The sequence below is a fragment of the Kitasatospora sp. NPDC001603 genome (assembly GCF_040298365.1).
GTDB lineage: Bacteria > Actinomycetota > Actinomycetes > Streptomycetales > Streptomycetaceae > Kitasatospora.
This window is the reverse complement of record NZ_JBEPAA010000001.1, coordinates 78740-92907: the sequence shown is the minus strand read 5'-3', so window position 1 is coordinate 92907 and position 14168 is coordinate 78740. Positions and strand designations below refer to the sequence as shown.

General features: G+C 75.2%; 15 protein-coding genes. All 15 read left to right on the top strand.

Going from position 1 to position 14168, the window contains the following annotated elements; all coding sequences use genetic code 11:
- Window positions 1–27 precede the first annotated feature (27 nt).
- The 15 genes from ABT263_RS00405 (at window position 28) to ABT263_RS00335 (ending at window position 13919) form a co-directional block, all read left to right on the top strand.
- Window positions 28–972 (top strand): Rossmann-like and DUF2520 domain-containing protein, encoded by a 945-nt coding sequence (locus tag ABT263_RS00405; protein ID WP_352286152.1) that lies wholly within the window; start codon window positions 28–30, stop codon window positions 970–972.
- Window positions 972–1880: a pantoate--beta-alanine ligase gene (gene panC / locus ABT263_RS00400; protein ID WP_352286150.1), complete on the top strand. Its 909-nt coding sequence runs from the start codon at window positions 972–974 to the stop codon at window positions 1878–1880. The genes ABT263_RS00405 and panC overlap by 1 nt, the downstream gene beginning before the upstream one ends.
- Before the next feature lie 116 nt (window positions 1881–1996).
- Window positions 1997–2446, top strand: coding sequence for an aspartate 1-decarboxylase (panD, locus tag ABT263_RS00395; protein WP_329488337.1), 450 nt, complete (start codon window positions 1997–1999; stop codon window positions 2444–2446).
- A 17-nt stretch (window positions 2447–2463) separates the two neighbouring features.
- Entirely contained in the window at window positions 2464–4137 is a 1674-nt protein-coding gene (locus tag ABT263_RS00390) for an L-aspartate oxidase (RefSeq protein ID WP_352286148.1), read from the top strand.
- Window positions 4138–4141: 4 nt separating this feature from the next.
- Window positions 4142–5104, top strand: coding sequence for a carboxylating nicotinate-nucleotide diphosphorylase (nadC, locus tag ABT263_RS00385; RefSeq protein ID WP_329488339.1), 963 nt, complete (start codon window positions 4142–4144; stop codon window positions 5102–5104).
- Between the two features lie 35 nt (window positions 5105–5139).
- Window positions 5140–5925: a type III pantothenate kinase gene (locus ABT263_RS00380; protein ID WP_352286146.1), complete on the top strand. Its 786-nt coding sequence runs from the start codon at window positions 5140–5142 to the stop codon at window positions 5923–5925.
- Window positions 5926–6248: 323 nt separating this feature from the next.
- Window positions 6249–7811, top strand: coding sequence for a peptidoglycan-binding protein (locus ABT263_RS00375; RefSeq protein WP_352286144.1), 1563 nt, complete (start codon window positions 6249–6251; stop codon window positions 7809–7811).
- Window positions 7808–8503 carry an ABC transporter ATP-binding protein gene (locus ABT263_RS00370; RefSeq protein ID WP_352286142.1) on the top strand — a complete coding sequence of 232 codons (696 nt, stop codon included), beginning with the start codon at window positions 7808–7810 and terminating at the stop codon, window positions 8501–8503. The genes ABT263_RS00375 and ABT263_RS00370 overlap by 4 nt, the downstream gene beginning before the upstream one ends.
- Entirely contained in the window at window positions 8500–9735 is a 1236-nt protein-coding gene (locus tag ABT263_RS00365) for an ABC transporter permease (protein ID WP_352286140.1), read from the top strand. The genes ABT263_RS00370 and ABT263_RS00365 overlap by 4 nt, the downstream gene beginning before the upstream one ends.
- Before the next feature lie 99 nt (window positions 9736–9834).
- Entirely contained in the window at window positions 9835–10563 is a 729-nt protein-coding gene (locus ABT263_RS00360; RefSeq protein WP_352286138.1) for a hypothetical protein, read from the top strand.
- A 123-nt stretch (window positions 10564–10686) separates the two neighbouring features.
- The gene (lysX, locus tag ABT263_RS00355; RefSeq protein ID WP_329488347.1) at window positions 10687–12249 is read left to right on the top strand and encodes a bifunctional lysylphosphatidylglycerol synthetase/lysine--tRNA ligase LysX; all 1563 of its coding nucleotides are present in this window, start codon (window positions 10687–10689) and stop codon (window positions 12247–12249) included.
- Window positions 12250–12253: 4 nt separating this feature from the next.
- Window positions 12254–12376, top strand: coding sequence for a hypothetical protein (locus ABT263_RS00350; RefSeq protein ID WP_329488349.1), 123 nt, complete (start codon window positions 12254–12256; stop codon window positions 12374–12376).
- Window positions 12377–12492: 116 nt separating this feature from the next.
- Window positions 12493–12930: a BlaI/MecI/CopY family transcriptional regulator gene (locus ABT263_RS00345; RefSeq protein WP_352286136.1), complete on the top strand. Its 438-nt coding sequence runs from the start codon at window positions 12493–12495 to the stop codon at window positions 12928–12930.
- A gap of 9 nt (window positions 12931–12939) precedes the next feature.
- Window positions 12940–13476 (top strand): amino-acid N-acetyltransferase, encoded by a 537-nt coding sequence (locus tag ABT263_RS00340; RefSeq protein WP_329488351.1) that lies wholly within the window; start codon window positions 12940–12942, stop codon window positions 13474–13476.
- Between the two features lie 92 nt (window positions 13477–13568).
- On the top strand, window positions 13569–13919 hold the full coding sequence (locus ABT263_RS00335; protein WP_329488352.1) for a histone-like nucleoid-structuring protein Lsr2: 351 nt from the start codon (window positions 13569–13571) through the stop codon (window positions 13917–13919).
- Window positions 13920–14168: the final 249 nt, after the last annotated feature.

The following is a 14168-nucleotide window of genomic DNA, read 5'->3' as shown; positions in this document are numbered from 1 at the left end:
GCCCGGGAACGACCCGGAGGTGGCCGCGTGAGCGCCTCCGACAGCGTCGGCCCCGGCCCGCTCGACGACGGTTTCGGCGACCCGGCCGACCCCGGCAACCGGCCGGCCCGGCTCGCCGTCGGGGTGGTCGGCACCGGCCGGGTCGGCCCCGCGCTGGGCGCCGCCCTGCAGCTCGCCGGGCACCGGGTGGTCGCCGCCTCCGGGGTGTCCGCCGCCTCCCGCCGCCGCGCCGAACAGCTGCTGCCGGGCGTGCGGATCGTCACCCCGCCGCAGGTGCTCGCCGCCGCCGACCTGGTGCTGCTCACCGTCCCCGACGACGCGCTGGCCGACCTGGTGGCCGGCCTCGTCGCGACCGGCTCGGTCCGCCCCGGCCAGTTGGTGGTGCACACCTCGGGCGCGCACGGCGTCGCCGTCCTGGAGCCCGCCACCCGGGCCGGGGCGCTGCCGCTGGCACTGCACCCCGCGATGACCTTCACCGGCACCACGGTCGACCTCGCCCGGCTGGCCGGCTGCCCGTTCGGGGTGACCGCCCCCGAGGAGCTGCGCCCGGTGGCCGAGGCCCTGGTGGTCGAGATGGGCGGCGAGCCCGAATGGGTGCCGGAGGGCGTCCGCCCGCTCTACCACACGGCCCTCGCGCACGGCGCGAACCACCTGGTCACCCTGGTCTCCCAGGCGCTGGAGCTGCTGCGCACGGCCGGGGTCGCCGAGCCCGGCCGGCTGCTCGGCCCGCTGCTGGGCGCCGCCCTGGACAACAGCCTGCGCTCCGGCGACGCGGCCCTCACCGGCCCGGTCGCGCGGGGCGACGCGGGCACCGTTCGGCGCCACCTGGCGCAGCTCAGTACGGTGTCCCCGGACATCCCGGCCGCCTACCGGGCGATGGCCCGCGCCACCGCCCAGCGGGCGCTCGCCCACGGGACGATCGACGAAGCGTCGGCGGCGGCGCTGCTGGACGTACTGAACGAGGAGAACTGATGGCAGCACGCGGCAAGCAGGCCGGCAAGGCCCAGCGGGCACCCAAGGTCCACCGGGCCGTCGTCACCCGGAGCGTCACCGACTTCGAGGCGGCCTTCTGGCCGGACGAGCAGCCGGTGGACAACGCGGTCGTGATGACGATGGGCGCGCTGCACGAGGGCCACGGCGCGCTGATCCGGGCCGCCCGCAAGCAGGTCGGCCGGGACGGCCGGGTCGCCGTGACCGTCTTCGTCAACCCGCTGCAGTTCGGCGCCGGCGAGGGCCTCGAACGCTACCCGCGCGACCTGGAGGCGGACGTCCGGCTGGCCGAGGAGAACGGCGCCGACGTCGTCTTCGCGCCGTCCGTCGAGGAGGTCTACCCGAACGGCGAGCCGCAGGTGCGCCTGGCGGCCGGCCCGATGGGCGAGCGCTTCGAGGGCACCACCCGGCCCGGGCACTTCGACGGGGTGCTGACCGTGGTGGCCAAGCTGCTGCACATCACCGACCCGGACTTCGCCTTCTTCGGCGAGAAGGACGCCCAGCAGCTGGCGCTCGTCCAGCGGATGGTCGCCGACCTGGACTTCGACGTCGAGATCGTCGGCGTGCCGACCGTCCGCGAGGAGGACGGGCTGGCGCTCTCCTCCCGCAACCGCTTCCTCTCCGCCGAGGACCGCGAGCACGCGCTCGTGCTGTCCCGGGCCCTGTTCGCCGGCCGCGACGTGGCCGCGCAGGGTCCGCAGGCCGTGCGCGAGGCCGCCGCGGCCGCCCTCGACGCCGCCGAAGGTGTCACCCTGGACTACCTCGCCCTGATCGACCCGCACGACTTCACCGAAGCGGCGGACGACTTCCGGGGCGAGGCGGTGCTGGCCGTCGCCGCGAAGGTGGGCTCCACCCGCCTGATCGACAACGTCCGCATCATCTGCCGCTGACGCGGCGACGCACCACCCGTGGGCTCCCCGCAGTCGCACCACCCGCAGTCGCACCACCCGCAGGACCGTCCGGCAGCACATTCCCTCAGGCATGCACTCACTGGAGGCGTGACCCCATGCTCCGCACCATGCTCAAGTCCAAGATCCACCGGGCCACCGTGACCCAGGCCGACCTGCACTACGTCGGCTCCGTCACGGTGGACGAGGACCTGCTCGACGCCGCCGACCTGCTCCCCGGCGAGCTGGTCCACATCGTCGACATCAACAACGGCGCCCGGCTGGAGACCTACACCATCGCCGGCCCGCGCGGCTCCGGCGTGATCGGCATCAACGGCGCCGCCGCCCGCCTGGTCCACCCCGGCGACCTCGTCATACTCATCGCCTACGGGCAGATGGACACCGCCGAGGCCAAGGGCTACCTGCCGAAGGTGGTCTTCGTGGACGCCGACAACCGGATCACCGGCATGGGCGGCGACCCCGCCGAGGCCGGGGAGGGCACCGGGCTGCTCCGCGGCGACGCGGCGTACCGTGACGGCAACGGCGCGGCCCCGACCGCCGCGCGCTGAAGGAGCCACTGAACGCCATGCCCGTCACGCACCGCCTCACCGCCCCCGCCCCCGGCTGGACGGCCACCACCGACATCGTCGTGGTCGGCTCCGGCGTGGCCGGACTCACCGTCGCCCTCAACGTCCGCAAGGCCGGCCTGCGGGCCATGGTGGTCACCAAGGCGATGCTCGACGACGGGTCGACCCGCTGGGCCCAGGGCGGCATCGCCGCCGCCCTGGGCGAGGGCGACACCCCCGAGCAGCACCTGGCCGACACCCTGGTGGCCGGTGTCGGGCTCTGCGACGAGGAGGCCGTCCGCACCCTCGTCACCGAGGGCCCGGAGGCCGTCCGCCACCTGATCGCCACCGGCGCCGCCTTCGACCGCGGCGACGACGGCGAGATCCAGCTCACCCGCGAGGGCGGGCACCACCGCCGCCGGATCGCGCACGCCGGCGGGGACGCCACCGGCGCCGAGATATCGCGCGCCCTGGTCACCGCCGTCCGGTCCGACCCGGGCCTGGAGCTGATCGAGCACGCCCTCGTCCTCGACCTGCTCACCGACGCCGACGGCCACGCCGCCGGCCTCACCCTGCACGTGATGGGCGAGGGCCAGCGCGACGGCGTCGGCGCCATCCGGGCCCGCGCGGTGGTCCTCGCCACCGGCGGCATGGGCCAGGTCTACTCCGCCACCACCAACCCCGCGGTCTCCACCGGCGACGGCGTGGCGCTCGCGCTGCGGGCCGGCGCCGAGGTCACCGACCTGGAGTTCGTGCAGTTCCACCCGACCGTGCTCTGGCTCGGCCCGGACGCCGAGGGCCAGCAGCCGCTGGTCTCCGAGGCGGTCCGCGGCGAGGGCGCGCACCTGGTCGACGGGGACGGCACCCGCTTCATGCTCGGGCAGCACGAGCTGGCCGAACTGGCCCCGCGCGACATCGTCGCCAAGGCCATCACCCAGCGGATGCGGCTCCTGGGCACCGACCACATGTACCTGGACGGGCGGCACTTCGGCGCCGGGATGTGGGAGGAGCGGTTCCCGACCATCCTCGCCACCTGCCGCGCGCACGGCATCGACCCGGTCACCGAGCCGATCCCGATCGCCCCGGCCGCGCACTACGCCTCCGGCGGCATCCGCACCGACCCGACCGGCCGCACCACCGTCCCCGGGCTGTACGCCTGCGGCGAGGTGGCCTGCACCGGGGTGCACGGCGCCAACCGGCTGGCCTCCAACTCCCTGCTGGAGGGCCTGGTCTTCGCCGAGCGGATCGCCGCCGACCTGACCGCCCGGCACCGCGCGGACGAACTGCCCGAGCGCTCGGTGGACGTCGCCGCCGCGCGGGCCGCCCGCCCGGTGCCGCTGCCCGCCCCCGAGGCGCGGGCCGAGATCCAGCGGCTGATGTCGCGCGGCACGGGCGTCCTGCGCTCGGCCTCGTCGATGGCCGGCACGGCCGCCGGACTCGCCCTGATCGCCGAGCAGGCCCTGGCGCACGTCGCCGAGGAGAAGCCGGCCGATCCCCGGGTGGAGACCTGGGAGGCCGCCAACCTGCTGCTGGTCGGCACCGCCCTGGTGACGGCCGCCGCCCGGCGCGCCGAGACCCGCGGCTGCCACTGGCGCGAGGACTTCCCCGAGCGGGACGACGCCCACTGGCAGCGCCACCTGATCACCACCCTCACCGCCTCCGGCGACCTTGTCAGCACCCCTGAGGAGCAGTAGAACCATGACCCACTCCCACGAGGAACTCCCGATGGCCGGCGGTTGCGGCGACGGCTGCGCGTGCGGGGACGGCGAGGGCTACGAGACCGGCCTGGACCCGCGGCTCGCCGAGCTGCTGGAGGAGGCCGGCCTCGACCCGATCGAGGTCGAGGACATCGCCACCCTGGCGCTGGCCGAGGACCTGGCCGGCGGCGAGGACGTCACCTCGGTCGCCACGGTGCCCGCCGACGCCGTCGCCACCGCCGACTTCACCGCCCGCGAGGCCGGCGTGGTCGCGGGCCTGCGGATCGCCGAGGCGGTCGTCTCGCTGGTCTGCGAGGAGGAGTTCGAGGTCGAGCGGCACGTCGAGGACGGCGACCGCGTCGAGGCCGGCCAGGTGCTGCTCTCCGTCCGCAGCCGCACCCGCGACCTGCTGACCGCCGAGCGCAGCGCGCTCAACCTGCTCTGCCACCTCTCCGGCATCGCCACCGCGACCCGCGCCTGGGCGGACGCCCTGGAGGGCACCGGCGCGGTGGTCCGCGACACCCGCAAGACCACCCCGGGCCTGCGGGCGCTGCAGAAGTACGCGGTCCGCTGCGGCGGCGGCGCCAACCACCGGATGGCGCTCTCCGACGCGGCCCTGGTCAAGGACAACCACGTGGTCGCGGCCGGCGGCGTCGCCGAGGCGTTCCGGGCCGTCCGGGCCGCCTACCCCGACCTGGCGGTGGAGGTCGAGGTGGACACCCTGGAGCAGATCCCGCCGGTGCTGGAGGCCGGCGCCGACCTCGTCCTGCTGGACAACTTCACCGTGCCGCAGCTGAAGGAGGCCGTCGAGCTGGTGGCCGGGCGCGCCCGGCTGGAGGCGTCCGGCGGACTGACCCTGGCCAGCGCGCGCGAGGTCGCCCAGACTGGGGTCGACTACCTGGCCGTGGGCGCGCTCACGCACTCCTCGCCGATCCTGGACATCGGCCTGGACCTGCGCGCCTGATCACCTCTGATCACCCCTCACGCAGAAGGCACCCCATGCTGCTCACCATCGACGTCGGCAACACCCAGACCACGCTCGGCCTGTTCGACGGCGAGGACGTGGTCGAGCACTGGCGGATCTCCACCGATCCGCGCCGCACGGCCGACGAGCTGGCGGTGCTCCTGCAGGGCCTGATGGGCTCGCACACCGCGGTCAACGAGGCCGCGGTGGAGGGCCTGGCGATCTGCTCGTCCGTCCCCTCCGTGCTCCACGAGTTCCGCGAGGTGACCCGCCGTTACTACGGCGACGTCCCCGCGGTGATCGTGGAGCCGGGGGTGAAGACGGGCGTGCACGTCCTGATGGACCACCCCAAGGAGGTCGGCGCCGACCGGATCGTCAACGCGCTGGCCGCCAACCACCTGTACGGGGGCCCGTGCATCGTGGTCGACTTCGGTACCGCCACCACCTTCGACGCGATCAACGCCCGCGGCGACTACGTGGGCGGCGCGATCGCCCCCGGCATCGAGATCTCGGTCGAGGCGCTCGGCGCGCGCGGCGCCCAGCTGCGCAAGATCGAGCTGGCCCGCCCGCGCAACGTGATCGGCAAGAACACCGTCGAGGGCATGCAGTCCGGCATCCTCTACGGCTTCGCCGGCCAGGTCGACGGCCTGGTCGACCGGATGGCCAAGGAGCTCGCCAAGGACCCGGACGACGTCCAGGTCATCGCCACCGGCGGACTGGCCCCGCTGGTGCTCGGCGAGGCCGGCACCATCGACGTCCACGAGCCCTGGCTGACGCTGATCGGCCTGCGCCTGGTGTACGAGCGCAACCGGCCCAGCTGAGCCGGGAGTTCGCCGCACCCGCCCGGCGCCGCACGGCCCGAACGGGACATTCCCCCGCAGTTCCCCGCAGCCGCCCCGCCGTTGCGGGCGAACCCGGCCGGCGGGCCCCCGCGCTGTGTTAGTTTCACGCCCCGGGACGGGGCAGCACGCCCGTCCCGCGGCCGGGGGGACCGGCGGGCACCGGGGGGTGCGGGCGCGCGTCCGGCCCGCCCGACGAGCCCGCCCGCCCAGGCCGAGGCACTGCCGCCCCGTCACGTACGGGGGGGGCGAACCGTACGGGGCCACTCGGTCGGGCGGCCCGGAAGCCGGATCGAGGGTGGGGCGTGTCGATCGTCGAAGGGTCCGGGGCCGCTCAGGACGACGGCCCGGCCACCGGCCCCGGGGCGCCGCCGCCGGGCCCCGGCGGGTCGGTGCTGCGCCGCCGCGGGCGGCTGCTGCTGGCCGTCACGCTGGTCGCCGCGGCCGTCTCGGGGGCCGGGCTGGCCGCCTCACTGGTGATCAGGTCGCCCGCGCAGGCCGCCGCCGAGAGCGAGCCCCCGCCGCCCGACGTCCTGACGGCCGCCGTGGAGCAGCGCGTGCTGACCGACTCGGTGGTGCTCCGCGGCCAGGTCGGCGCCGGCCAGACGGTCGAGGTGGCCCCGGCCGGGAGCGGCGGTCCGGCCGGTGCCAAGCCGGTGGTCACCAAGCTCCCGGTGCGGACCGGCGACCAGGTCGCGGCCGGGCAGTCGGTGCTGGAGGTCTCGGGGCGGCCGGTGTTCGCCCTCCGCGGCGGCCTCCCGGTGTACCGGGACCTCCGGCCGGGCGCCACCGGGCAGGACGTCGAGCAGCTCCAACAGGCCCTGAAGGAGCTCGGGTTCGGCTCGGACGGCGACCCCGCGGGGCGCTACGGCGCGGCCACCGGGGCGGCGGTGACGGCCTTCTACGCCGCCCGCGGCTACGACCCGCGGCCGGCCTCGCCGGACGGCGACGCCCAGGTGTCGGCCGCCCAGGACGCGGTGACGGGCGGCGAGCGGGCCCTGGCGGACGGCAGGGACGCGCTGAAGGCCGCGCAGAAGCGGCTCGACGACGCGCTGGCCGCCGAGCGGGCCCGGTCCGCCGCGCCGACGCCCGGCGCCCCGGCCGGCGAACCGGCCGGCGAGAGCCCGGTGGACGCGGCCCGCACCGCCGTCGAGACGGCCCGCAAACAGGTGACCCGCGCCGGCGAGGACCTCACCGGGCTCCGGAAGAAGGCCGCCGACGTCCGGGCCACCGTCGGCCCGATGGTCCCCGCCGCCGAACTGCTCTTCCTCACCGGCTTCCCGGCCCGGGTGGACGGCGTCGCCGGCCGGGTCGGCGGCGAGGTCACCGGCACCGTGCTGACCGTCTCGGCCGGGGCGCTGGTCGTGAAGGGCAGCCTGACCGCCCCCGACAAGGGCCTGGTCCACCCGGGCCAGCAGGTGGAGATCCTCTCCGAGGTGACCGGCACCACCGCGACCGCGACGGTGACCGCGGTGGCCGACACCCCCGGCGAGGGACCCCCGTCCGGCAGCGGCACCGGCACCGCGCCCGGCGGCGGCACCCGGCAGCCCGGCACGGACCGGACCGGCTACCCGCTGGTGGTCGAACCGGACGCCCCGCTCGACCCGAGACTGGCCGGCCAGGACGTCCGCCTCACCGTCCGGGCGGCCTCCTCGGCCGGTCCGGTGCTGGTCGTCCCGCTCTCCGCCGTCTCCGCGACGGCGGACGGCCGGACGGTGGTGACGGTGTACGAGGGCGGAGGGCGCCGACGGGTCGAGGTGACCCCGGGCATGGTCGGCGGCGGCAGCACCGAGGTCCGCCCGCTGGCCGGGGGCGCGCTCGGGCCCGGCGACCAGGTGATCGTCGGGGTCCGGGCGGGCACCCGGTGAGCGCCCCGCTGGTCGAGTTCCGCCGGGTCGGCCTGACCTACCCCGGACCGCCGCCGGTCACCGCCCTGGCCCCCTGCGACCTGGCCGTCGACCCGGGCGACTACGTCACGGTGACCGGCCCGTCCGGCTCCGGCAAGTCCACCTTCCTCAACATCGCCGGCCTGCTGGACGCCCCCACCACCGGCCGGTACCTGCTGGACGGCGTCGACACCGGCCCGCTCGCCGACGGCGACCGCACCGCCCTGCGCGGGCGCCGGATCGGCTTCGTCTTCCAGTCCTTCCACCTGCTCCCGCACCGGAGCGCGGCGGAGAACGTCGCGCTCGCCCTGCTGTACACCGCCGCCCGGGGCCGCCGGGCGGCGGCCGAGCGGCGCGAGCGGGCCCGCGAGGCACTGGTCCGGGTGGGCCTCGGCCACCGGGCGGACGCCCTGCCGTCCCGGCTCTCCGGCGGCGAGCGCCAGCGGGTCGCGATCGCCCGCGCGCTGGTCGGCCGGCCGGCGCTGCTGCTCTGCGACGAGCCGACCGGCAACCTGGACACCGCCACCGCGCGGTCCGTCCTGGCCCTGCTGGACGACCTGCACGCGCAGGGCCTGACCCTCCTGCTGATCACGCACGACCCGCAGGTGGCCGCCCGCGGCCGGCGGACGGTGGCGATCCGCGACGGGGTGCTGCGGGAGGTGGGCGCCGGATGAGGCGGCGCGGCCGCCCCCGCCCCGTCGAGCCCACCCGGCTGCTTGCGCGGGACCTGCTCGCCGAGGCCCTCGCGGGAGTGCTCCAGCGGCCCGCCCGCTCGGCGCTGACCGCGCTCGGCACCGTCCTCGGGGTCGGCGCCTTCGTCGCCGTGCTCGGGCTGACGGCCACCGCCTCGGCCCGGATCGACTCCCGTTTCAGCGTGCTCACCGCGACCGAGGTGAGCGTCGAGGACACCGGCGGCCCGCGACCGGACCTCACCCCGCTCTCCTTCCCCGCCGACGCCGACGCCCGGATCCAGCGGCTGAACGGGGTCGAGGCAGCCGGCGTCTACTGGCCGGTCCAGCTGCCCGCCGGGTCGGTCCGGGCCGCGCCGGTGGGCCGGCCCTCCGGCGGCGAGCAGGCGACCGTGGTCGCGGCCTCGGCCGGCCTCCTCACGGCGGCCGGGCCGCACCTGGCCCAGGGCCGGACCTTCGACGCCTGGCACGACACCACCGGGCGGCAGGTGGCGGTGCTCGGCTCCGCCCTGGCCGCCCGGCTCGGGATCGGCACGCTCGACACCCAGCCCGCCGTGTTCCTGGCCGGCCGGCCGTTCCCCGTCATCGGCATCGTCGACGACGTCCGGCGCCGGCCCGAGCTGCTGCTCTCGGTGGTCGTGCCGCGCGGGGCCGCCGCCCGGCTCTGGGGCGGCCCCACCGGGGACCGCGCGAAGATGCTCGTCGCCACCAGGATCGGCGCCGCCCGGCAGATCGCCGACGAGGCCGCGCTGGCGCTGGACCCGGCCCACCCGGAGCACTTCGCCGTGACGCCGCCCCCGGACCCGCGCACCCTGCGCTCGGGCGTCACCTCCGACCTCGACCGGCTCTTCCTGCTGCTCGCCGGGATCTGCCTGGTGATCGGGGCCGTCGGGATCGCCAACACCACCCTGGTCGCGGTGCTGGAGCGGACCGGTGAGATCGGGCTGCGCCGCGCGCTGGGCGCCCGCGGCCGGCACATCACCGGCCAGTTCCTCTGCGAGTCCGGCTCCCTGGGGCTGCTGGGCGGCCTGGTCGGCAGCTCGCTGGGGGTGCTGACGGTGCTCGGCGTGGCGCTGGCCCGGGACTGGACCCCGGTGGTGTCCCCGGCGACGGTGGCCGCCGCCCCGGTCGCCGGGCTGGCCACCGGGCTGCTGGCCGGTGCCTACCCGGCCTGGCGCGCGGCCCGGATCCAGCCCGCCGAGGCCCTGCGGCGCTGAACGGGCGGTCGTTCGTCCACCGGACCTTCACCGGGCCAAACGTGGGGGATCGGCGCGACGTTACCGACAAATCGGATATTCCTCACGTAGGGTCAGCCCATGCCTACGCCACACGGATCGCGCGGCGGCATGGCCTTCAGCGCCGACGAAGTCCGCGTGCTGCGCCGCGCCCTCGCCCAAGCCCTGCACCCCGCCGTCCCCGTCCACTTCCAGGTCTCCGACCGGCTGCCGTTCGCCGGCGCGGGCGCCGAGCTGTGGGCGGAGGACGTCCAGGACGCCCTGCGCCTGACCGAGGCGATCGACGAAGCCGTCCAGGAGGGCGGCCGGCTGCGCGCCTTCCTGCTCGCCGACCTCGCCCGCTACCGGGCGGCGCTGCCCGGCAGCGCCGCCGGCTACCTGGAACGCCTGGAGGAGGCGGTGGCCGACGGCTACCTCCCCGCGCCCGAGGACCTCACCGCGCTGCGCGGGCTGACCCGTCAGCCGTGCGGCCAGACCGAGCGGACCCGCCGCTCGCGGCTGGCCGGGCGCTGCCACGCACTGGCCGAGGCGGCCGTCCGCGAGCGACTCGCCCTCACCACCGGCCAGCGCCACCTCGTCGCCGTACCGAGCCCCGCCGCACCCCCGAGCAGTCTCCCCACCCCTGTTGGAGGACGGATCCCGATGAGCAGCACCGAGCCCGGCGCAGAGCAGCCCGACGCCCCCCAGCCCCGTCCGCACCGGATGCCGACCCCCGCCGAGCTCTTCGGCCGTCGCCCCCGGCCGCCGGCCCGGCCCGCCCCGCCCGCCACTCCCGACGAGGAGCTGGAGCTGGCCACCGGCACCGGCTGACCGCCCCGCCCCCGGAGGGGGAGACCGCACCGGCGGTCTCCCCCTCCGGCGTGCGGCCGACGCCGCGAGCGGCACGGCCAACCCGTGGCGGAGCGGCGGTCCGGGGCTGGCTACCCTGGGGGGGTGAGCGATCAGAGCCCCATCCCCGCGACCGACGACCTCCCCGAGCAGATGCGCGTCCGGCGCGAGAAGCTGGACCGGCTCCGGGCGGCCGGCGTCGACCCTTACCCGGTCGGCTTCCCCCGGACCAGCACCATCGCCGACCTCCGGGCCAAGCACCCGGACCTGGCGCCGGACACGGCGACCGGCGAGCGGGTCGGCATCACCGGCCGGGTGATCCTCTCCCGCACCGGCGGCAAGCTCTGCTTCGCCACCCTGCGCGACGGCAGCGGCGACCTCCAGGTGATGTTCTCCCTGGACAAGCTGGGCGAGGAGCGGCTGGCGGCCTGGAAGTCCGACATCGACCTCGGCGACCAGGTCGGCGTCGAGGGCGAGGTGATCACCTCCCGCCGCGGCGAGCTGTCGGTCATGGTGGACGCCTGGGCGCTCACCGCCAAGTGCCTGCGCCCGCTGCCGGACAAGCACAAGGGCCTGACCGACCCGGAGGCCCGGGTCCGCCAGCGGTACGTCGACCTGATCGTCAACCCCGAGGCCCGCGAGATCCTGCACCTGCGCAGCAAGGTGGTCCGCTCGATCCGCCGCACCTACGAGGAGCGCGGCTACATCGAGGTCGAGACCCCGATGCTGCAGCCGGTGCACGGCGGCGCCAACGCGCGTCCGTTCAAGACCCACATCAACGCGTACGACATCGACCTGTTCATGCGCATCGCCCCCGAGCTGTACCTCAAGCGGCTGGTGGTCGGCGGCGCGGAGAAGGTCTTCGAGATCAACCGCAACTTCCGCAACGAGGGCGCGGACTCCACCCACAACCCGGAGTTCACCTCGCTGGAGTCCTACGAGGCCTACGGCGACTACGACACCCAGGCCGAGCTGATCCGGGCGACGATCATCAACGCCGCCCGGGACGCGCTGGGCACCACGGTGATCCGCGGCCTCGACCCGCACGGCGTGGAGCACGAGATCGACCTGGCCGAGCCGTGGGCGGAGGTCAGCGTGTACCCCGGCATCTCGGCGCACCTGGGCACCGAGGTGACCCCGGAGACCGGCGTCGAGGAGCTGCGCGAGCTGGCGGCCGCGCACGGCATCCCGTTCGAGAAGGACTGGGGCCACGGCCAGATCGTGCTGGAGATGGTCGAGCGCCTGCTGGAGGAGAACGCCGTCGCGCCGACCTTCATCAAGGACTACCCGACCGAGGTCTCGCCGCTGACCCGCCAGCACCGCTCGGTCGCGGGCGTGGCCGAGAAGTGGGACCTGGTGATCTTCGGCACCGAGATCGGCACCGCCTACTCCGAGCTGGTCGACCCGGTCGAGCAGCGCGCCCGGCTGACCGCGCAGTCCCTGCTGGCCGCCGGCGGCGACGTCGAGGCGATGCAGGTCGACGAGGACTTCCTGCGGGCCCTGGAGTACGCGATGCCGCCCACCGGCGGCCTCGGCCTCGGGGTGGACCGCCTGATCATGCTGCTCACCGGCAAGAACATCCGGGAGACCGTGCTCTTCCCGCTCGTGAAGCCGGAGCCCAAGGCGTCCGCCGCCACCGCGGCGGCGGACAGGACCGAGGAGGAGTGACCTGATGGACTACGTCAGCGCGATCGTCCCGCCGCTGGTCATGGCGATCGGCTTCGGCTTCCTGGTGCGGGCCATCATCCGCAGCCAGGGCGGGGCCCAGAAGGCCAAGGAGGACGCGGTCGACTGACCCCGTCCCCGCCCGCGAGCACCGGCGCGCCGCCATTCCCGATTCCGGGGTGGCGGCGCGCCGGTTTGCCGCACTTCACAAGATTTGCCCCATTCACTCCCTATCCTGGCCGCACTATGGTCCGGCAACTCGGCGAACTTGAGAACGCCATCATGACCCGGGTGTGGCGGTGGAACCGACCGGTCACGGTTCGCGAGGTTCTGCTGGATCTGCGGTCGGAACGGGAAATCGCGTACACCACCGTGATGACCGTCCTGGACAAGCTCCACAGAAAGGGCTGGCTGCGCCGGGACCGCGCCGGGCGGGCCTATCGATATGAACCGGTCTCGTCCCGCGAGGCGTACACGGCGGCTCTGATGAACGACGCCTGGGCCACCAGCGACAATCCCGCGGCCGCCCTGGTGCACTTCTTCGGCCTCATGTCGCCCGAGCAACGGGAGGCGCTGCGCGACGCGTTGCGGGTGGCCGCTCTGTTCCCGACCGATCCGGCCGGGCCGGATTCCGCGGAGTCCGGGGCGGATACCGGGGGGACCGGACCGGCGCCGGCACGATAACGTCCCGCCATGGAGGTCACCATCCGCCGGGCGCGGACCACGGACGTGCGGGCAGTGCGCGGGCTCATCGACGCCTACTCCCGTGACGGCATTCTGCTCGACAAGCCCACCGTCACCCTGTTCGAATCCGTGCAGGAGTTCTGGGTCGCCGAACGCGACGACACCGGGGCGGTCGTGGCCTGCGGCGCGCTGCACGTCATGTGGGAGGACCTCGCCGAGGTGCGCACCCTCGCGGTCGATCCGTCCTGCCGCGGCCACGGGGTCGGCCACCTGCTGCTGGAGAAGCTGCTGCAGACCGCGCGGTGGCTCGGCGTCCGTCGGATTTTCTGCTTGACGTTCGAGGTGCCCTTCTTCGCGAAACACGGTTTCGTCGAGATCGGCGAGGTCCAGGAAACCGATGATGGTACGACAGACCCGGCGGCGATCGCTACGGATGTCTATGAAGAACTTCTCCGCTCGTACGATGAAGGTGTCGCCGAGTTCCTCGACCTGGAGCGGGTGAAGCCCAACACACTGGGCAACTCGCGCATGCTGCTGCACCTGTGAGCGGCTCCCGACCCGGGCAGGGGTTTGTGTTTTCCGGAGAAAGGCGCTTTCCTTTCCTTAGGCAATGGGTCGTTTAGCGGAAAGGGAAGCCCGTGGCACAGAGGGTGCAGGTCATTCTTGAAGACGATCTCGACGGCGGTTCGGCGGACGAGACGGTGACGTTCGCGCTCGACGGCGTTGCCTACGAGATCGATCTGAAGAGCGCCAACGCGGACAAGCTGCGCGGTCTGCTGGCGCCGTACGTGGAGAAGGGCCGCAAGCAGAGCGGCCGGCTCGCCGGCGCCCGGCGCCCGGGCCGCGGCGCGGCTCCGCGCCCGTCCGGCAGCGCGCCGGACACCGCGAAGGTCCGCGCGTGGGCCAAGGAGCAGGGCCTGGAGGTCAACGACCGCGGCCGGGTGCCGAGCACCGTCCGCGAGGCCTACGACAAGGCCAACGCGGCCTGATCCCGGCAGCGCCGGACCGCCGGAGCGGATGCGGGGCCCCGGTGGTCGCCGGAGGCGCACCTGGCACATGCGCGGGGCGCGGAGGAACCTTCTCCGCGCCCTGCGGCGCGTGCCCGCCCGGCCCGCCCGGCCGCTGCGGGCCGTCCGCCCGGCTCCGCGGGCACGCCGGCGGACCGGGGCACGGGCGCCCCTTCGGGCACCCGCCCGGGCAGCACCGGATCGGGCGGCGGAACAATCACGAGCTGTGCA

Excerpts from the sequence above, each read along its gene's own strand:
- panC (WP_352286150.1), top strand. The coding sequence starts at position 972 with ATGGCAGCACGCGGCAAGCAGGCCGGCAAGGCCCAGCGGGCACCCAAG.
- panD (WP_329488337.1), top strand. The coding sequence starts at position 1,997 with ATGCTCCGCACCATGCTCAAGTCCAAGATCCACCGGGCCACCGTGACC.
- ABT263_RS00390 (WP_352286148.1), top strand. The coding sequence starts at position 2,464 with ATGCCCGTCACGCACCGCCTCACCGCCCCCGCCCCCGGCTGGACGGCC.
- nadC (WP_329488339.1), top strand. The coding sequence starts at position 4,142 with ATGACCCACTCCCACGAGGAACTCCCGATGGCCGGCGGTTGCGGCGAC.
- ABT263_RS00380 (WP_352286146.1), top strand. The coding sequence starts at position 5,140 with ATGCTGCTCACCATCGACGTCGGCAACACCCAGACCACGCTCGGCCTG.
- ABT263_RS00365 (WP_352286140.1), top strand. The coding sequence starts at position 8,500 with ATGAGGCGGCGCGGCCGCCCCCGCCCCGTCGAGCCCACCCGGCTGCTT.
- ABT263_RS00360 (WP_352286138.1), top strand. The coding sequence starts at position 9,835 with ATGCCTACGCCACACGGATCGCGCGGCGGCATGGCCTTCAGCGCCGAC.
- ABT263_RS00350 (WP_329488349.1), top strand. The coding sequence starts at position 12,254 with ATGGACTACGTCAGCGCGATCGTCCCGCCGCTGGTCATGGCGATCGGC.
- ABT263_RS00345 (WP_352286136.1), top strand. The coding sequence starts at position 12,493 with ATGGTCCGGCAACTCGGCGAACTTGAGAACGCCATCATGACCCGGGTG.
- ABT263_RS00340 (WP_329488351.1), top strand. The coding sequence starts at position 12,940 with ATGGAGGTCACCATCCGCCGGGCGCGGACCACGGACGTGCGGGCAGTG.